Genomic DNA, 17,465 nt, shown 5'->3' with positions numbered 1-17,465 from the left:
GGACCGGCGGCTCGCTGTGCCGAGGGAGCCCACCACGATGCCGCACAGGAAGGCGCCGAGGATGGGCTCCATGCCCAGCGCGTGCGTACCCGCGGCGCTGAGCGTGATCATGAAGAAGATCAGGGAGAGGCTGAAGCCGCGTTGCGCCGACCGCTCGGCGGGACGCAGCACCCGCGCGGCCGGCGGGCGTGCGAGGAAGACCGTGACGGCCAGCACGATGAGCAGATAGCCGACCGACTCGACCACCACGCCCATGCGCAGACCGTGCGTCACCATCGCCGACACGATCGACAGCAGCAGCCAGCCGACGATGTCGCTGACCGCGGCCGCTCCGACGATGATCTGTCCCACGTTGCGGTGCAGCAGGCCCATGTCGAGGAGCGTCTTGGCGATGACCGGGAGCGCGCTCACCGCCACGGCCACGCCGATGAACAGGGCGAAGGTGCCGCGGTCACCCTCCCCGCCCATCAGCGAGACCGGCAGTACGAGACCCAGCGCGAAGCCGAGGGCGAGGGGCAGCAGCACGCTGGTCACGCTGACCAGGCCGATCGCCTGCCTCTTGCGGCGCAGCAGTCCGAGGTCGATGTGCGCGCCGGTGATGGCGACCAGGAGCAGCACGCCCAGCTGGGACACGGCACTCAGCAGATGCATCTGCTCCGGGTCGCGCGGCAGCAGCCAGTGCGAAAGGCCGGGCGCGACGTTTCCGAACACCGAGGGGCCGAGCAGGACGCCCGCGGTGAGTTCGCCCACGACGGGCGGCATGCGCAGGCGCGCCGCAACCCTTCCGAGCAGCGCGGCGACCGCGATCAACAGGCCGATCTGCAGGATGAATAAGGGCATTTGATGATCCGTCACGCCGGGAACGGGGCCGGAGGAGAGTACCATCGTGTTCCTTTCCGAAGGGGTGGGGCGCGACCACCGCCACCTCAGACCTCGGTCAGGGCGGTGTGCAGTGCGGCGGCGACCCCGGAGGGATTGGTCTCGGTGAGCAGATGACCTCCGGGCAGCAGCACCGATGAGCAGCGGCCCGAGGTGTGCCGGGCCCACCCGGGCAGGTCGGGCAGCGAGGTGTCGGATGCGCCGCCGAGGACCGTCAGGTCACCCGGAATCGTCGTCGTGCGGGTGGTCTCTACGAAGGACCGGGACAGGAGGAGGTCCGCGCGGATCAACGGGAAGGCCCCGGCGGCCAGTTGTGGATCGCTGACCACCTCGTCGGGAATCACGCCCCCATGGACGTCAGGGTCGCGACCGCCGATTCCAGGGTGTCGACATCGGCCGGGGCGATGGTCCGCTGCACCGATGGGGGCGAGTTGGACGCTGCGATCAGCGCGGGCCGCCGCCCCCCGCCCAGCGCCGCCACGACCGCGAGCCCGATGTAGGCCCCGAGGCTCTCCCCGTAGACGAGGTCGACGGGCCCGTCGAGCTGTGCCAGCACATCGGCCACGGCCGCCGGGGCACTCGTGACCAACGGCTCCGCGTAACGTCGCCCGTGACCGGGCAGCTCCACCGTGCGTACGTCGATCTCGTCGGACAGCGCGCGGCGCAGCCGGCGGAATTACCCCGCGCCGCAGCACGAGGGAGGGACGAGAGCGACCACGGGTCTCTTGCGGCTCGGGCTCATCGGGACTGTGCACCCACCGGTCTCGGTTCCAAGGCCGCCCCGGCACACGGGCGTCGCCGGCCCCGGGGGCGTTCGGGAGCCGGTAACGATGCGTCTGTGTGGGCTGTCAGCGTGCCGCCACCGTGTGCACCGGGGTTCCCCGGAGCGTCTCGGTGACGATCTCGTTGTGCCCGTAGTCGTCGCGGCCCCTGGCCAGCACGGCACCCCACTTGTCGAGGGAGATGCTGCCGCCGTACTCCTCGATGTGGTCCGTGTCCGGGTACACCCTCACCTTGGTCGGGACGTAGCGCGTGGCGAAGCGACGAGCGCCAGCAGGGCCTGGACCAGCCCGGGATCGGCATCCCGCAATGCCTTCCGTCCCGCACCCCGCGTCCGGATCCGACCCGGGGGTCTCGCCCTGCTCCAGCTCACGTGCGCCGCGCGACACAGTGGACTCCGCCACCCCAGCCGCCCCCGCCACTGAGCGAATCCCGCCGTGCCCCAGGAAACGGGCCGCAGCGGAGTGGGCCGAGGACCGGGAGCGGTGCCGGGCGGCCGGCATCCCCGACGAGGTCGGCTTCGCCACCGAGCCCGAGCCGGCCGTCGCCATGCTGGAGGAGGCCGTCGCCGCCGGTGTCCCCTTCTCCTGGGTGCTGGCCGATTCCGGCTACGGACGCGATCCGCAGGTGCGGGCCTGGTGCCATGACCGGTCCGTGCCCTACGTCCTCGGTGTTCCGGTCGATCTTCCGCTGGACGGCCCGCCGGGCAAGCCCCGCCACCCCGCGGTGAAGCGTGCCGACGACCTGCTTCATTACGCCCGCGTCCGCGACCAGTGGGAACGTCGTCCCTGTGGTTTCGGCACCAAGGGTGAACGGCTCTACGACTGGACCGCGTTCGCCGTCGAGGTCAAGGGCGAGAAGCCGGCCGAGGGCTCCACGCACTGGATGGTCCTGCGCAGATCGCCGCATCCCAACCGGCGCGGCAAAGACGGCAAGCTCCACCGGGAGATCGCCTGCTTCCTCGTTCACGCCCCCAACGCCACCACGGCGAGCGAGATCATCACACGGGCGGGCGGCCGCCGGCAGATCGAGGAGGACAATGAGATCAACAAGCAGCTCGACGGCTTCGCGCAGTACCAGGTCCGCAAGTGGACCCCGTGGCACCGGCACGTCACCGCCTGCATGCTCGCCACCGCCTTCCTCGCCGTCCAACGCGCCGCCTTCCCCGAACCGGAGCCGGAGAGCGACAGCGACCCGGAGTCGTCCACCCCGGGAAAAGCCCTGACCACGACCGGGAGTGAGGCCACCGGCTGATCCCCGGACCGCTCCTGCGGCCCTCCGCCCCCACCATCCGGCACTGCCTGGCCGCCACCCACCTCACACCACCCCGTCGAAACCACCCTGACCTGCCAGTTCTGGCGCCGACTCCACCAAACCCGCGCCCTGGTCAGCCACTATCGCCGCCGAGGCGATTCCCTCCCGCGCCACCTACGCGCTCGGGCCGAGTACCAGCCGATCCCGCCGATCACCGACCCTCAAGATCTCCGGCTGCTGTAGTACTCGTGGCCGGAACCGGGCACGGAGCCTCGCGAAGCCGGAATGCCCTTGCCCCGCCGCACCGCCCGGCAGGGCTGCGACGGCGTCTGTCGAGGGGCTCCGGGCGTCGGCATGCCCGAAGCACGGGCCCCTGTCGGCTCCCTGGGTCCCCGGCATTCTCGGGATCCCCACCTCCGGGGCGTCGAGGTGGCGGGCCGCCGGAGCACACGATGCCCGTGAGACCGACGGCGTAGAGCACCAGCGGGAGGGCCGCGAGCCGGCCGGCGGGAGCGAAGCCGCCGATGGCGAGGGCGGTCAGGGGCAGGAAGCAAGCGGCCAGGCCACACACCAGGAGCAAGGGGGACCACCAGGCCGTCGGACCCACGCCTGCGGGAAGGCGGCGGAGCGGGCGCTGGGCCCGCAGGAGGGCCAGGGTGAACGGGATCAGGGCAGCGGTCAGGAGAGCGAGCCAGGGGATGCGCAGTGCCAGCCACGCGATGGAGCCGATGGCGGGCTGGGGTGCCAGGCCCGTGGGGTAGAAGGCGACGGCCACCAGGATCACCGGGATCATGTGCCACAGGTAGACGGTCATGACCGCCTGGTTGAGGTGGGAGACCCGTTGCCACAGGCGGGGGCGGCTGAGCAGGCGTTGCAGCGCGGGTTCGGCCATCAGTAGAAGGCCGGTCTGGGCGGCGGCGAACGCCAGCAAGGCGATCGACGGTGGGTTCGTGTTGCCCACCCGCGTGCCGGCACCGATCATGTCGACGGGGAACGGGCCCCAGCCCAGCAGTGCAGCCAGGAGCACGACGCCCCCCGCCGCCAAGGCGCGGCATCGCCATCGCGGGGTGGTCAGCGTTCCGTCCTGCCAGGCGAATCCCCACTGATGCATCGCCCCCCACACCAAAAGGTAGTTCGCGAAGCCGATCACCGGCAGCCGGGGGCCCAGTACCAGCACGTCCACCCCGGCGGCTCCCAGGGCCATCACCGTTGGCACGGCCAGCCCCCAACGCCGGTGCGCCGCGTGCAGGAGCGGGGTCAAGGCGATGAGCAGCAGGTAGACCGGCAGGAACCACAGGTGCAGCGCCACCAGCCAGCCCGCCCGGGCCAGCACGGCGGGTTCCGCGCCCGCGAGGCGGGCCACGACTGCGGCGAGCGCGCACACCGCCGCGTACACCGTCGTCGGCCACAGCAAACGCACCGCCCGACCCTGCACCCAGGACCGCCAGTCCTCGCCCTGTTGCCGACGGGCCTGCCAGGACACCGCGTTGGCGTACCCACCGACAAGGAAGAAGACCGGCATGACCTGCAGCAACAGGGTGGGCCAGCGGACCCAGCCGACGTGGTCGAGCGCGTCGAGTCCGGACAGCCGACCGCCCCGGTAGGTGACGTCGACCAGCAGCCAGTGACCGGCCACCACCGCGCCGATCGCACACACGCGCAGCAGGTCCGCACAGCGGTTCCGTTCCGCCCTCACACCATCGATGATCGCGCGGCACCGACCCGGACCGGAAGCCGCGCGACGTTCGGGACGACCAGGGTCGCAGTACCAGGTTCTGCCCTCGTGCACAGCGCCCTGCGGTTTCCGACCGGCGTCCAGCGCGGGGTTCATCTGGTACGCCACTGTCAGTACAGCTCGGGTTCGAGAGCGTCTCCGCGTTGCTACGGTCGATAGCGTGGCGCTGCTCCTCTGTCAGCGCGAAGGCGTCGAGCATGCGGGCGAAGTGGGCTGACTTCGCGCTGGGGGTGTGGGGCCAGTCGCTGCCGTAGGTGACGCGGCCGGGGTCGGCGAAGGCCAGAAGGCTCGGCAGGGCGTGGAACGCGTGGCGATCCTCGAACCAGCCGCGAAAGGCTCCTGAACCGGGGGCCTTCGTCCGAAGCGGGTGTCCGGGGCGATGAGAGGTTCTGCCGGCCCGTGGCCGTGGGACCGTAGCCTCCGCGCATGTGTCGGAGGCTACGGTCCGACGTCGCTCAATCGGCCAGGGGCAGCTGTCCGGCCGTTTCGATCCCCACCGTCCTGGCCACCGCGCGGCAGAACTCCTCGGGCGGGCAGTACTGGTGCTCCGTGATGTAGTGGATCACCAGGTTTGGTGCCGTGCAGAGCGTGCCGTCCGCTCCCCGCACCCGGATTTCCGCTGATCCGAGCCACACCTCGGTGTCCATGGCGGGGCGGGACGCGTGCGCTTCGGTGGGGAGCAGGGAGCAGGGAGCAGGGAGCGAGGCGGACTTCATGTCCAGAGCTGTTCGCCGAGAGTCCCGGCGGGTGCGGTGCCGGGCAGGACGTAGGCCACGGCCGAGGCCCGGTGTTGGAGGAAGGGGGTGAGGGCGTCGCGGGCGGCCAGGCGGTTCTGGACGCGGGTGAACTGGGCGGGGTCGCGCATGAAGGCGCAGAAGAGGAGGCCGCGGTCGGTCGGGCCGTCGTCGTAGCTGTAGCTGCGGCGGAGCATACGGGCGCCGCCGTCGAAGCGGGGGCTGGCGAGACGCACGTGGGCGGTGGCCGGGATGACGTAGGAACCGTCGGGGTTCTTGGCGTAGACGTCCGGCTCGTCATGCTCGGCGGTGCCGCTGAGCGCGACGCCGTCGTGGGCGCGGCGGCCTATCACCCGGTCGCGCCGGCCCTCGGGGAGGGCCGCGAAGCCGGTGACGTCCATGTGGATCCTGCGGTAGACCAGGACGGAGCCGTTCCGGTGGGCTCCGGGTGGGCCCCAGACCCACTGCTCGGCCGCCGCGTGATCGGGGTTGGCGGTGCCGTCCTTGGAGCCGAACAGGTTGCGCGGGGTGGTGCCCGGGGCCGTGTGGGGCAGGAAGCCGGACTGGGTCCAGCGCGGTACGGCGCCTGCGGCGTGCGCGGCCGTGCCGGCGAGTTCGGCGACGATGGTGAGGGTCCAGCGGTCGGCTGCGCACAGTTGGACCAGGAGATCGCCGTTGCTGCGGTGCGGGTCGAGGCGGTCGCCGGGGAAGGGCGGCAACTCGCCAAGGGAAGCGGGGACGTTGAGGCCGAGGCGGGCGGCCAGGGTGGGGCCGATGCCGACCAGGGAGGTGAGCCGGGTCGTGCCGCCGCCCTGGAGTCGCGGGTCCGGCGGGGCGTCGGAGGCCGCGGTGGCGAGCGTGCGGGTCAGCGCGCCGAGGACGCTGCGCAGGGTCTTCCGGTCGGTGGCGGCGGAGGTCTGCGGGAGGTCGAAGGAGAGCAGGTGCGTCGCCGGTTGCTGGGGCGCTGTGGCACCCGACTGTCGGGCGCCGTGGAAGGGAATCACGGCCTCGGTCGGCGGGGCGCCGGTGGTGGCACGGCCGGCTGTCCGGCCGTCTCTCGCCAGTTCGTCGGCTGCCGCGCCGATCCCGGCGGCGAGCACCGCTCCGCCGGCGAGTAGTGCCCGGCGCCGCCCGAAATGGGTTGCCGCGGGTCGGGATGAATCCTGCGCATTTCCCTGTTCGGTGGGCATACGCCTATTGGAGACGATAAAACAACTGCCATGCAAATCCTGCTTGGAGAAGGCCTGTTGAAGCGTTCGGCAGTTCCGGCGGCGGTGTTCCGGGCGGCGCTGCGTCTGTCGGTGCTGGTCGTCTCGGTCGCGATGGCGGCCACCGGGTGCTCCGGTACGGGTTCGACGTCCGCCGATGCGCGGCATCCGGCGGGGAGCGTGCTGCGCGTACCGCAGGACTTCCCCTCGGTGCAGCAGGCGGTGGACGCCGCTCGTGAGGGCGAGACCGTGCTGATCGGCCCGGGCGTGTACCGGGAGAGCGTGCGCGTCACCAAGCCCCGCGTGGTGCTGCGCGGAGCGGACCGCAACAAGGTGGTCTTCGACGGCGGGGTGCGTCTGGCCAACGGCATCACCGTGACCGGCGCCGGCTCGGTGGTCGAGAACCTCACTGTGCACGGCTACCTCGCCAACGGCGTACTGTTCACCGGCGTCACCGACGAGCGGTTGCAGCAGCGCGGCGCCGGCGGCTCCGCCTACGACCCGCTGGACACCACCCGCTTCCCTGCCGTCCGGGGCTTCCGCGCGACCCGGGTGACGGCGTACAACAACGGCCTGTACGGCATCTACGCCTTTGACGCGCGCGACGGCGTGATCGAGGACTCCTACGCCTCCGGGCATGCCGACTCCGGCATCTACGTCGGCCAGTGCAAGCCCTGCGGCACCGTCGTCCGCGGCAACACCGTGGAGCGCAACGCGGTCGGCATCGAACTGACCAATGCCTCGGACGGCCTGTCGGTGCTGGGCAATCGCGTCGCCCGCAACCGGGTCGGCATCACAGTCAACTCCAACGACCTGGAGGCCCTCGCCCCGCAGCACGGCGCGGTGATTGCGGGCAACGTGGTCGCCGACAACAACGCCGCCGACACGCCCGAGCAGGCGGACGGGGGCTTCGGCATCGGCATCGGCATCGGCGGCGGCACCGCGAACCGCGTCCAGCGCAACCTGGTCCGGGGCAACCGGGCGGCCGGAGTGGTCGTCACCGACCCGCCGGGGCATCCGGCGAGCGGCAATCGCGTCGAAGGCAACCTCGCCACCGGCAACGGCATCGACCTCGTGCTGGCCTCGGCCGACCCCGGCAACTGTTTCGCGGACAACCGGCCCGCCACCCAGAGCCCGAACGGCCTGGAGGGTCGCGCGGGCTGCGGCACCCGCAGTCGGGGCGCGCTGCCCAGCGGCCGGACGGCGCCGGTGCAGGCGCCGCCCGGCGTCCCGTTCAGCCAGGTGACGGCCCCGCCCGCCCAGCCGTCCATGCCGGACCCGACGGCCCCGGGCAGCCCGGCGACCGGCCTGCCGGGGGCCGTCGACACGGCTGCGTACCCGCTCCCGAAGGACGCGGACGCCGTGCCGCGCTCGCGCTGAGCGCGGTTCTCCGATGAACTCGCCGACCATTCAAACGATCGTCTGGGCAGGCGAGTTGAGGGCCGCTCTCAACCACGACGGCGGGAACGCAACGCATGGGCGCGGAGATCTCAGCGGGTGTTCCACGGCGCCTCGGGGAGCTTCGCGCGGCCGTCGCGCCCGGAGAACTCCACGGTGGTCGGGGTCCCCAGGCCCGACATCCGCATCGTCACCCGCCGCAGGCCGCCGTCACCGTCGATCCAGTACGTCAGCGGCGACCGTCCGCCGTCGGGCCCCGCACTGGGCATGGTGCCCTGGGCGCGCGGCCCGGCGAACCGGTCGTAGCTGCGGCCGTCGATGCGATCACGCTCCAGCCAGCGAGCACCGGACTGTGCGAGCAACAGCGGGTTGTCGGGGCGGTCCGCGCCGAGCCCGATCAGCAACTGGAGCCCGGCGTCCAGGGGATCGGTCGTGTAGGAGCGCGCGGACCAGCCCGAGCGCGGGATGTGCTCGGCCTGCTGCCAGGCCGGTCTGTTGTCGCCCTTGGGCGCGGGGGCCAGGCCGAGGCCGCCGGTGTCCCAGACGATCAGCCCGTGGTCGAGCTGCCCGGCGACGGGCCCGGAAGCTCCGGACGGCCTGGAGGATCCGGAGGCCCCGGTGGAACCGGTGACCTGGTAACTCCCCACGGCCCGATGGGTTCGGTAGTCCACGACCCCCCTGACCCTCACCACCACTCCGCCGCCCTCCGTGGCGGTGAGGTTCACTGCCACGGGACTGGCCTGGTACAGATTCAGCCGCGACAGCGCCAGCCTGGACGCCTCCTCCATCGTCACCGGCCGCTCGGTGGTGGTGGTGTCGTCGGAGAGGGTCTGGTAGGCGGCCAGGCCGCCCGCTGCGGCGCCGCACGCCGTGATCGCGATCAGTGTTCTGAACCAGCGGGTCCGACGCGGCGTACGGCCGCCGGTCTTCCTCTTCCGAGCCATGCAGTCGCCTTCTCTCGTCGGTCGGTCACACAGGAGGGCGGGTTCGCGAACCGCTGGTCCGCGAACCCGCCCGATCCGGCCCGGAGGGTCACCCGTGCCGGTCGCCCCGTGCCGGGGCTAGTGGTGCTGTGCCCTTCGCCTGCGCATCAGCACGAACAGCGCCGTGCCGAGGGTGGTGAGCGCGGCGCAGCCGGCCAGTGCCAGCGGAACCATCCCGCTCGTGCCGGTGGACGCCAGGCCCGAGTTGGGTGCATGGCCTGGCGCACCCGGTGCGCCTGGCGCCCCGGGTGAACCCGGCTTGCCCGGTGTATCCGGTGCCGGTGTGTTCGGTGTCGGCGTCGGAGTGGGGCCGGGCAGCCGCTGGTTGACCGCGGTCACCGAGACCCCCGCGTCGAGGTTGTCGGAGGTCAGCACCAGTGGCCCGAACACCGCCACGTCGGGTACGGCGTAACCTGCGGGCGGGCTGACCTCCTGCCAGTAGTACGTCCCCGGCGCGCCGACGCCTTGGCAGATGCCGTCGGCCCCGGTCATGCAGGGCTTGTCGACCGGCGTGTCCGGCTCCGCCCCGGTGGTCTGCAAGCCGTCGGAACCATTCGTCTCCTTCCACAGCTGGAACTTCGCCTTGGCCAGCGGCTTGCCGTCCTGGTCGTGTTTGACCAGGCGCAGCACGCCTTCCTGTTGTCGGAAGCCGAAGTCGTAGGTGTGGTCGTTCTCCCCGGGCCCGCCGGTGGTCAGCGCCCGCTCCGGGAACTTCGCGTCGCGCGGGACGATGCCCTTGGAGTCGATGAAATGGTTGTCGCCGACATCCGCGTCGGTGGGCACCCACTGGTAGAGCGGGCCGCCCTTGGCGTAGTCGGCCGGGTTGTCGAGCCGGATGGTGTACTTGGTCCTCGGTTTGAGGCCGCCGGTGACGTTGGAGTCGTCGAAGTAGTACTCACCACGCTCTGACGTCTTGGTCGTGCCGACCAGCTTGCCCGACTCGTCGTAGAGGTGGACGGTCGCGCCCACGACCGGGCGCTGGCCGGGGTTCTGGATGCCCTTGCGCTCGGGGTCGTACCAGACCCGGTTGCCGATCTGCAGCGGGGCCTGGTCGCAGAGCACCTCCAGGTCGCCCATCGAGGCGCCCTTGCCGAACGGGGCCACGGTCCCGGGCGGGTTGAGGCGCAGGCCGCCCTTCGGGTCCTGCTTGCCGTCGCGCTGGACGAAGGAGGTGCCGTACCCGAAGGCGGTGCTGTTGGGGTCGAAGCCGGAGGTCGCGATGGTGTTCTCGGCCTTGGAGAACGCCATGCCCGCGAAGGCCGCGTTGTGGTGGGAGCCCATCCGGCTGGTGTCGAAGAAGCGGGTTCCCCGGGGGGAAAGCCCGCAGCCGTTGTTGGTGTCCATCACGTACACCCCGCCCGCCAGGCACGCCTTGTCCAGGTCGCCGCCGGACATGACGTTGGCGGGTGTGTTGGGCGTGGGACCGGCCGGGGCGCGGTCGCCGAAGCGGTCGCGGAAGGCCAGCAGCATGGAGCCGTCGGCCTCGAAGCCGATCTCGCCCAACTCCGGTTCGGGTTGGGCCAGATAGCTCTGGCAGGCCTGTCCGTTCTGGGAGGTCGGGAAGGTGTTGGTCCAGGGAAACCAGCCCGCGCCGTCGCATGGGGGCCCGCCGACCGTGGACTGGCGCGGATAGTCCAGCGGCTGGTCCAGCACCGGCTCCCGGAACGCTCCGGTGGCGAGGTCGAAGGGCATGACCACCGCGCGCAGGTCCGAGAGCTTCCCGGTGGACTCGCCGGAGCACACGCCGCCGAGGTAGCCGACGCCGTCCTGCAGGCCGAGGCCGAAGGGGCGCCAGTCCCCGGCCGCCGGACAGCCCGGGTCCGGGATGGCGTAAACGGCCTTCGGCGCCGAAGCGGTGGCCGCCGTGGCGTCGTAGCGGTAGAGCTTGCGGTTGTTGAGGTTGACGACGAACAGGTCCTTGCCGTCATCGGTGATCTTGATGCCGCCCAGGCTCTCCTTGCCCGGTACGGCAAGGAAGGCGTCGTCGGTACCCGACCCGTGCGCCGTCGTCCCCGCGTCTGGGACGACGGTGAACCGCGTGGTTTTCTTCTGCGCGAGGTCGGTCACGTAGATCCCCCCGGCGCCACCCGGACCGTAGTCCGTGGAGCGCTTGGCCACCGCCGAGGAGAACACCCGCTTGTCGGCCTTGTTCCACGCGATGCCGAACAGCGTGCCGGTGTCGGCGTTGGTGGCGATGTTCGTGACGTTGACGTCGACGCCGTCCTGGCCGCGTGTGTCGTACGGGAAGGAGACCAGCGTGCGCTGAGCCCCGCCCTCGCGCGTGCTGGGCTGACAGGTCGTCATCAACGGTGCGTTCTTCTGGCAGTAGTCACCCGGACTCCACAGCCCGGTGGTGTACGCCACGCTCTTCCCGCCGGAGAGGTCGACGAACTCCTCATTGCTGCTCAACTGGTTGGGCGCGCCGTCCAGTCCCTGGCGCGAGGCGAAGGCAGGAAACAGCACACCCGGCTTCGGATTCACCACCTGCACCCGGTATTTACCGCTGGTGGCTTCGCCCGCCGCCGGAGTCAGTGTCACGGTCCCGTCGGCCGCCGTGACCCCCTCGACGCCGGCGCCGGCGTCGTCGGTGAGGGTCACCTTGACGCCCGCGATGCCCGGTTCCAGCGCGGGCGTCCACGCGCCGCTGGTGCCCGCGGCCCGGATCACCCGGACCGTCACCGACCCTTCGTCCGCCTGCGAGTACGCCGCAGGCGCCATGGCTAACGAGCCACTACCGATTCCCAAGGCGAGCGCGACCACGCAGCCAACTGTGCGGCGACCGAGCACGCCCGGTCGCCGCCGACGCGGCTCGGGCGCGGCTCCCTTTGCTTGTTCACTGATGGATGTCATCTCCTGCTCTCAGCGTTCAGAAGGGCCTGTTGCCCTGCTCGTGATGGAGTACATAGAGATGCGGAGAACCGCCTTGTCGGCGATCTTAGAAGGGTTTTAGTCAAGATCGTGGCGGAATGGTGAACTCGTCCTCCGCCAAACCCTCCGCGCGGGAGCGCAACGGCCTCTGAGCTTGACTCTGTCGGGGATCTCGGAGTTTCCGTGCCCGCAGAGCTGGCAGCGGCCTTTTTGCGTCTGAAGCAGACGCATGGTGGCCCGGTCCAGTGGCACGGGCGTGCTTCTGCGTCGCCGGTCGGTCAGAGGGTGAGAAGCGTGATCAATAGTGCCGATCCGGCCACACCTTGAGCGGCCACGGTGAGGTCCGCGGCCAGTCTGATGAGCCAGTACTTGCGCCGCGCCAGGGTCCGTAGCATGACCAAACGCGTCGCCTCGGCTCGAAGTTGCCCTTGCTCGTCCAAGGACTGTATCCAGCCGAAGGCACCCGAGTGGTTGTCGATGCCCCTCTCCACCGGATTGGGTGGGTCGCAACGCCGGCCGAGTGCCGGGCGCAATGCCGCCAGCACCGCAATGACCGCGGCCATCAGTAGCAGGGACAGCGCTCCCAAGCACGGCCTTCGTACCGGATGAGATCGTCGACCGGTTCTGCCCGCTGGGCCCCGCCGAGGCACACATCGAGAAGCTCCGGGCCCTGCGCGACCTGGGCGTCGACCAGTTCGCCGTCTACAACATGCACGATGTACGCGAGGCTACGATCGACGCCTACGGCTCCGAGATCATCCCCGCCCTGTCCACCTGACCCGTCCACCCCACGGTTGTATGCACCCCCGTCCCACGGTTGTACGCACGCACGCACGCACGCACGCACGCACGCACGCACGCACGCACCGCGCCCCGCCCCGCCCCGCACGGCACCGCTCCCGAGCGAAGGGTTCAGCCGCCATGACATCGACCGTTCCGCCCACCCCACCCCTCCCACCGCAGGACCGGATATCCGGCCCGCCGGGCCGCGTCGAACTCGCCCCCGGCGCCGTCCCCACCGACAACCGGTTCGTCAACGAGGACCTGCTGCCCGTTCCGCTGGAACGGCGCCGCTGGACGACGTACAACTTCGCCGCGCTGTGGGTCGCGCAAGAGAAAGCACGAACATGGGTGCGGGGCGCTGACCTGCGGGTTTGTGGAGGTGCCCGTCAGGCGGGAGGTGCAGGGTCCGGTTCGTCCGGGTTCGGCCTGTCGTTGTGGGCTTCTGTTGTTGCATCTGGCTGAGCCGGTGCCTGCGGCCTTGGCCCCTTTTTTGCTAGCAGCATCAGGGGCTGACTGTCGTCCCGTTCCGTCGTATGACCCCGAGGGCCCGGTGTCGAACTCTCGGGGAGGTCACGTTCCCCCGCACCGGACTCCGCGAACCGAGGTGGCTTCATGTCCTCCAGCGCACTGTCAATACCCGAGACGTCCACGATCCAGCAGACCTATCCCGATGGCCGCGTCGCCCTCGCCGAGGGGGTCGTCCTGGACGACGCCCGGTTCGCCAACGACGACCTGGCGCCGGTGCCCGTCGAGAGACGCACCTGGGGGGTTTACAACTATTTGAGTCTTTGGGTGGGAATGGCTCATAATATCCCGTCCTGGACCCTGGCCTCCGGTCTGGTCGCGCTCGGCATGGACTGGAAGCAGGCGGTCCTCACCATCGCGTTGGCCAACCTCATCGTGCTGGTGCCGATGCTGCTCACGGGGCATGCGGGGACGAAGTACGGGATTCCGTTCCCGGTGTTCGCGCGGGCGTCGTTCGGGATGCGGGGTGCGAATTTGCCGGCGCTGATTCGGGCGGCGGTGGCGTGTGCCTGGTTCGGTATCCAGACCTGGATCGGCGGCGAGGGGATCTTCCTGCTGACCGGGAAGCTCTTCGGCAGCGGTTGGCAGAGCGCTGGTCAGGTCGCCGGGCAGCCGTGGACACTGTGGCTGTCGTTCGGTCTGTTCTGGGCGCTGGAGATCGCGGTGATCGCGCGGGGCATGGAGACCCTGCGGCGGTTCGAGAACTGGGCCGCGCCGTTCGTGATCGTGGGCGCGCTGGCGTTGCTGGTGTGGATCGCGGTGAAGGCGGGTGGGTTCGGTCCGCTGCTGTCGCAGCCGTCGGCGCTGGGGTGGGGAAGCGGTTTCTGGAAGGTGTTCTTCCCGGCCCTGATGGGCATGATCGGGTTCTGGTCCACGCTGTCGCTCAACATTCCGGACTTCACTCGTTTCGGCGGCAGCCAGCGCGCCCAGATGCGTGGTCAGGCCCTGGGTCTGCCCACCACCATGACGCTGTTCGCGCTGCTCTCGGTGCTGGTCACCTCGGGCTCGCAGGCGGTCTACGGCGCCCCGATCTGGGACCCGATCGCGCTCGCCGCGAAGATGGACAGCGTCGCGGGCACCCTCTTCGCCCTGCTCGTGGTCCTGGTCGCCACCCTGTCGGTGAACATCGCCGCCAACGTCGTCAGCCCGGCCTACGACCTCGCCAACCTGGTCCCGCGCTTCATCAACTTCCGTACCGGCGCGCTGATCACGGGCGTGGTCGGGATCGCCATCATGCCGTGGAAACTGATCGCCAACCCTCACGTCTACATCTTCACCTGGCTGGGCGTCGTCGGCGGCCTGCTCGGCACCGTCGCGGGCATCCTGATCGCCGACTACTGGCTGATCCGCCGCACCGAACTCGCCCTGGCCGAGCTGTACAGCCCTGCCGGCCGCTACTGGTACACGGGGGGCTGGAACCTGCGCGCCGTCCTCGCCCTCCTCGTCGGCGGCGTCCTCGCCATCGGCGGCTCCTACTCCACCATCGACGCCAAGGGCACCGCACAGGGCCCCTTCCCCACCGACGGCCTCATCCCCGTCCTCAAACCCCTCGCCGACTACGGCTGGGCCGTCGGCCTCGCCTCCTCCCTCCTCCTCTACACCCTCCTCAACCTTGGCGAACGCACCAGGCGCTGAGAGCCCGAAACCCCGCGGCCGCCCCCGCCTCGCGGCGCCTCGCCGCCCTGCGGATGGCGTGCACGCCATCCGCAGGGCGAAGACGCCAGATCTCCTGTGAGCCGGCCTTGCTGCTGTGACGCCGGGGTAGGAAGCCTGTATCCAGCGTACGGCCCGACTCGTCTCCGCCACCTGCGGCTTTGCCTTGGAAAGAGCCGCTGACCTGCGTCGGAGGTCCTCTCCGATCTTTCGGGGGATTGCCCCGTCAGGTAGCGAAAAGTCCCTCGGAAGCCCCTCGGACAGCGCTGGAAGTCCCTGAAAAGTCCCAGGAGCGGAGGGGCGGAAGACGTCTCCGGGCTGGTTTGGATCCCATGGGACAGGCCGCTGTTTCTCCAGGCTCGCGGCTCTGTAACTGCCGTGGGCATGGTGGACTCGTAATGTGTAGGTCTCGGGCTCGAATCCCGAGGTGGTTCCATGGGAAACCGCAGGTTAGGCCTCGCTTGCCAACTGCCGACTGCCGACGTTGACCGCGTCCGGAGGCGGGCTCAGTTCTTGGCGGGCGGGGCAGGGAGGGCTTCGGCGACGTAGGGGCGAGACCGAGCAGGCCGGGCCGGCGGGGCGACCTGACGAGAGAGGCGGTCTTTTCCATGGCTTTCGATCCACCTCGGTCGGTCTTAGAATCAGACACTCCCTCCTCGGGGTGCTGGCAATGAGCAGCGAGTACGGCACGGGGACCATCCGCGCCCCCTGACAGTGGTGCCGGGCCGCGCCCGCGTCCTCGCCGCCAAGGCCGCTGTCGTCGCTGGGCCGTCCTGGCGGCCAGCTCACTTGCGACCCTCGGCTCACTGCTCGCTGGCCGCCTCCTCCTCCCCGGCAACGGCTTCAGTACTGGGTCGCTCTCCCTTGCCGAAGCCCGACGCTGTGCGCCACCGCGGGCACAGTGCTCTACATCGCCCTGCTCGCCCTGGGGGTGGCGGCGCTCGTACGGGACACGGCGGGGGCGATCACGGCCGTACTCGGCCTGTTCTACGCCTTTCCTGTCGTCACGATGATGGTCGTCGACGAGCAGTGGCGGGAGCACCTCCAGGAGCTGGCCCCCGCCTCGGCGGGACTGGCCGTCCATGCCACGCGGAACCTGGACGCCCTGCCGATCGGCCCCTGGCCGGGCCCTCTGTGTCCCGCGGCCGCCTGGGCGGCGGCGCCGCTGGCGGGCGCGGCGGTCTTCAGGCTGCGCGACGCGTGACCTGACAGGCGCCTCGACCATGCTGCACGCCGTCACGAGCCCCGTTAGTATCACCAAGTGACCCGCTTTGCGGGCTAGTTCGAACGGGGGGCCAGGAAGATGGTCACGGTTTTATTCGTACACGGTACGGGCGTACGAGAGCCGTTCTACACCCAGGCGCTGGAGGGGATACGGAACGGCCTGGCCAGCGTCCGCCCCGACGTACGTGTCGAACCCTGCGACTGGGGCTCCTCACTCGGGTCGTACCTGAGGGCGGGCGGCGTATCGATACCCGGATACCCGGAGTACCTGGCAACGGCCGAGGAGGCAGAAGCCGAAACAGCGGAATCCGGGGTGGTGGCAGCCGGGCCGTACCCGCTGCCCTCCGACGGCTTCGAGGGCGGCAGCGAAACGGACGAGGACCGGCTGCGCTGGGCGATGCTGTACGCCGATCCGTTCGCCGAGCTCGGCGTCTACGCCATGTCGGGGAAGCCGTCCGGTTCCGGGGCCCCCGCCCTCTTCACCCCGGGCGTGATCTCCAGTGGCGACCAGCTCCTGGGAGTGCTGTCCCGGTTGGGGGCGTCCGACGCGGTGCGTGACGCGTGGCGGGCCTTCGTGTCCAGCCCCTCAGTCACCGAGGGGGTCGCCGCCCTGCTGGCCGCCCAGGAATTGCGCCAGGCCGTCGTTGCCGCGCCCGCTGAGGGCGACGCCCTTCCCCGGCTGGCTGCCCGTGCTCTGACCGCCTGGGCGATGGCGCAGTCGCCCAGGGAGGCCGGCACGTTTCCGGTCCCGGAGCGGGACGATCTCGTGGACCTTCTCACGAACGAACTCGGTGGCGACGCCAAGGGACTGAACGACGTCCTGGTCTCCGCCCTCGGATACTCGGCACGGCTCTTCGAGCGTTCGTTCGGCTCTCGGATGCTGGTGGCCCGGCGAGCCCGGCTCAGCAATCGCTCGGTGGGCTTCTTCGGTGATGTACTCAGCTATCTGACACGTGGTCAGGCAGTACGTGACCACGTGGCCGACACGATTCGGGCCCTTCCCGACCGGGGGCCTGTGGTCCTGCTCGGGCACAGCCTGGGCGGGATCATCGCTTTCGACCTGCTGGCGGCCCAGGCCTCGAACCCCGTCGCGGACATGCTGGTGACAGTAGGTTCGCAAGCGCCGCTGCTGTACGAACTGGACGCGCTGCCGTCCCTTCCCTACGGCACCGGACTGCCAGGCGCGTTCCCCCGCTGGCTCAACGTCCACGACCGCCGCGACCTGCTTTCCTACGTCGCAGCCGAGGCCTTCGGAAATGACCCGCGCATCACCGATGTGGCGGTGGACAACCGCCAGCCGGTATCCGCGGCCCACAGCTCCTATTGGGCCAACGCGTATCTCTACCGGGTCCTGGCCGATGCACTTCCCGGCTGATCGGGGAGCCCTTACCCTGGGCCCCCACCTCGATTCGAACACACGTCACGGTGCAAGAGAGGACGC

General features: G+C 70.4%; 15 protein-coding genes and 3 pseudogenes. 7 read left to right on the top strand and 11 right to left on the bottom strand.

The window, feature by feature from the left end; genetic code table 11:
• Positions 1-27: 27 nt before the first annotated feature.
• From OG953_RS08515 to OG953_RS08495, 5 genes and pseudogenes are all read right to left on the bottom strand, one after another.
• Positions 28-762: pseudogene (locus OG953_RS08515) on the bottom strand (cation:proton antiporter); the annotation flags it as partial.
• A 164-nt stretch (positions 763-926) separates the two neighbouring features.
• Positions 927-1,223, bottom strand: coding sequence for a hypothetical protein (locus OG953_RS08510; protein ID WP_405683315.1), 297 nt, complete (start codon positions 1,221-1,223; stop codon positions 927-929).
• Positions 1,220-1,546 carry an alpha/beta fold hydrolase gene (locus OG953_RS08505; RefSeq protein WP_405691729.1) on the bottom strand — a complete coding sequence of 109 codons (327 nt, stop codon included), beginning with the start codon at positions 1,544-1,546 and terminating at the stop codon, positions 1,220-1,222. Before OG953_RS08505 ends, OG953_RS08510 begins: the two co-directional genes overlap by 4 nt.
• A 181-nt stretch (positions 1,547-1,727) precedes the next feature.
• Positions 1,728-1,886, bottom strand: a complete 159-nt coding sequence (locus tag OG953_RS08500; protein ID WP_405683314.1) for a hypothetical protein — start codon at positions 1,884-1,886, stop codon at positions 1,728-1,730.
• A 35-nt stretch (positions 1,887-1,921) separates the two neighbouring features.
• Positions 1,922-2,120: pseudogene (locus OG953_RS08495) on the bottom strand (ISAzo13 family transposase); the annotation flags it as partial.
• Between OG953_RS08495 and OG953_RS08490 the strand changes: the two are divergent.
• Positions 2,050-2,913, top strand: a complete 864-nt coding sequence (locus tag OG953_RS08490) for an IS701 family transposase (RefSeq protein ID WP_405683312.1) — start codon at positions 2,050-2,052, stop codon at positions 2,911-2,913. The pseudogene OG953_RS08495 and the gene OG953_RS08490 overlap by 71 nt on opposite strands.
• Positions 2,914-3,124: 211 nt before the next feature.
• On the opposite strand, the gene OG953_RS08485 is transcribed toward OG953_RS08490, so the two are convergent.
• The 3 genes from OG953_RS08485 to OG953_RS08475 all read right to left on the bottom strand — a co-directional run bounded on the left by OG953_RS08485 (position 3,125) and on the right by OG953_RS08475 (position 6,572).
• A complete protein-coding gene (locus tag OG953_RS08485) occupies positions 3,125-4,609 on the bottom strand; it encodes an acyltransferase (RefSeq protein ID WP_405683311.1) in 1,485 nt (494 codons plus the stop codon).
• Between the two features lie 494 nt (positions 4,610-5,103).
• Positions 5,104-5,364, bottom strand: a complete 261-nt coding sequence (locus OG953_RS08480; RefSeq protein WP_405683310.1) for a hypothetical protein — start codon at positions 5,362-5,364, stop codon at positions 5,104-5,106.
• A complete protein-coding gene (locus tag OG953_RS08475) occupies positions 5,361-6,572 on the bottom strand; it encodes a Dyp-type peroxidase (RefSeq protein WP_405683309.1) in 1,212 nt (403 codons plus the stop codon). The genes OG953_RS08480 and OG953_RS08475 overlap by 4 nt, the downstream gene beginning before the upstream one ends.
• 57 nt (positions 6,573-6,629) lie before the next feature.
• Between OG953_RS08475 and OG953_RS08470 the strand changes: the two genes are divergently transcribed.
• Positions 6,630-7,970, top strand: a complete 1,341-nt coding sequence (locus OG953_RS08470; RefSeq protein ID WP_405683308.1) for a right-handed parallel beta-helix repeat-containing protein — start codon at positions 6,630-6,632, stop codon at positions 7,968-7,970.
• 110 nt (positions 7,971-8,080) lie between these two features.
• Here OG953_RS08470 and OG953_RS08465 read toward each other — a convergent pair whose 3' ends face one another.
• The 3 genes from OG953_RS08465 to OG953_RS08455 all read right to left on the bottom strand — a co-directional run bounded on the left by OG953_RS08465 (position 8,081) and on the right by OG953_RS08455 (position 12,402).
• Positions 8,081-8,932 (bottom strand): hypothetical protein, encoded by an 852-nt coding sequence (locus OG953_RS08465; protein ID WP_405683307.1) that lies wholly within the window; start codon positions 8,930-8,932, stop codon positions 8,081-8,083.
• Positions 8,933-9,049: 117 nt separating this feature from the next.
• Positions 9,050-11,689: an SdrD B-like domain-containing protein gene (locus OG953_RS08460; protein ID WP_405683306.1), complete on the bottom strand. Its 2,640-nt coding sequence runs from the start codon at positions 11,687-11,689 to the stop codon at positions 9,050-9,052.
• Between the two features lie 428 nt (positions 11,690-12,117).
• Entirely contained in the window at positions 12,118-12,402 is a 285-nt protein-coding gene (locus OG953_RS08455) for a hypothetical protein (protein ID WP_405683305.1), read from the bottom strand.
• An 11-nt stretch (positions 12,403-12,413) separates the two neighbouring features.
• Here OG953_RS08455 and OG953_RS08450 point away from each other — a divergent pair.
• From OG953_RS08450 to OG953_RS08430, 5 genes and pseudogenes are all read left to right on the top strand, one after another.
• Positions 12,414-12,617: pseudogene (locus OG953_RS08450) on the top strand (TIGR03842 family LLM class F420-dependent oxidoreductase); the annotation flags it as partial.
• Positions 12,618-12,760: 143 nt separating this feature from the next.
• Entirely contained in the window at positions 12,761-13,084 is a 324-nt protein-coding gene (locus OG953_RS08445; protein WP_405683304.1) for a hypothetical protein, read from the top strand.
• 150 nt (positions 13,085-13,234) lie between these two features.
• Positions 13,235-14,782, top strand: a complete 1,548-nt coding sequence (locus OG953_RS08440) for an NCS1 family nucleobase:cation symporter-1 (RefSeq protein WP_405683303.1) — start codon at positions 13,235-13,237, stop codon at positions 14,780-14,782.
• 919 nt (positions 14,783-15,701) lie between these two features.
• Positions 15,702-16,004 carry a hypothetical protein gene (locus OG953_RS08435; protein ID WP_405683302.1) on the top strand — a complete coding sequence of 101 codons (303 nt, stop codon included), beginning with the start codon at positions 15,702-15,704 and terminating at the stop codon, positions 16,002-16,004.
• A gap of 99 nt (positions 16,005-16,103) precedes the next feature.
• Positions 16,104-17,399, top strand: coding sequence for an alpha/beta fold hydrolase (locus tag OG953_RS08430; protein WP_405683301.1), 1,296 nt, complete (start codon positions 16,104-16,106; stop codon positions 17,397-17,399).
• Positions 17,400-17,465 lie beyond the last annotated feature (66 nt).

The organism is Streptomyces sp. NBC_00057 (assembly GCF_045041165.1).
Taxonomy (GTDB): Bacteria; Actinomycetota; Actinomycetes; order Streptomycetales; family Streptomycetaceae; genus Streptomyces.
Note: the sequence above shows the minus strand (reverse complement) of the source record. Positions and strands in the feature narration are given on the sequence as shown.

Coding starts and splice junctions, on each gene's coding strand:
- OG953_RS08480 (WP_405683310.1), bottom strand. CDS start 5,364: ATGAAGTCCGCCTCGCTCCCTGCTCCCTGCTCCCTGCTCCCCACCGAA.
- OG953_RS08475 (WP_405683309.1), bottom strand. CDS start 6,572: ATGCCCACCGAACAGGGAAATGCGCAGGATTCATCCCGACCCGCGGCA.
- OG953_RS08465 (WP_405683307.1), bottom strand. CDS start 8,932: ATGGCTCGGAAGAGGAAGACCGGCGGCCGTACGCCGCGTCGGACCCGC.
- OG953_RS08460 (WP_405683306.1), bottom strand. CDS start 11,689: ATGGCGCCTGCGGCGTACTCGCAGGCGGACGAAGGGTCGGTGACGGTC.
- OG953_RS08455 (WP_405683305.1), bottom strand. CDS start 12,402: ATGGCCGCGGTCATTGCGGTGCTGGCGGCATTGCGCCCGGCACTCGGC.
- OG953_RS08445 (WP_405683304.1), top strand. CDS start 12,761: ATGACATCGACCGTTCCGCCCACCCCACCCCTCCCACCGCAGGACCGG.
- OG953_RS08440 (WP_405683303.1), top strand. CDS start 13,235: ATGTCCTCCAGCGCACTGTCAATACCCGAGACGTCCACGATCCAGCAG.
- OG953_RS08430 (WP_405683301.1), top strand. CDS start 16,104: ATGGTCACGGTTTTATTCGTACACGGTACGGGCGTACGAGAGCCGTTC.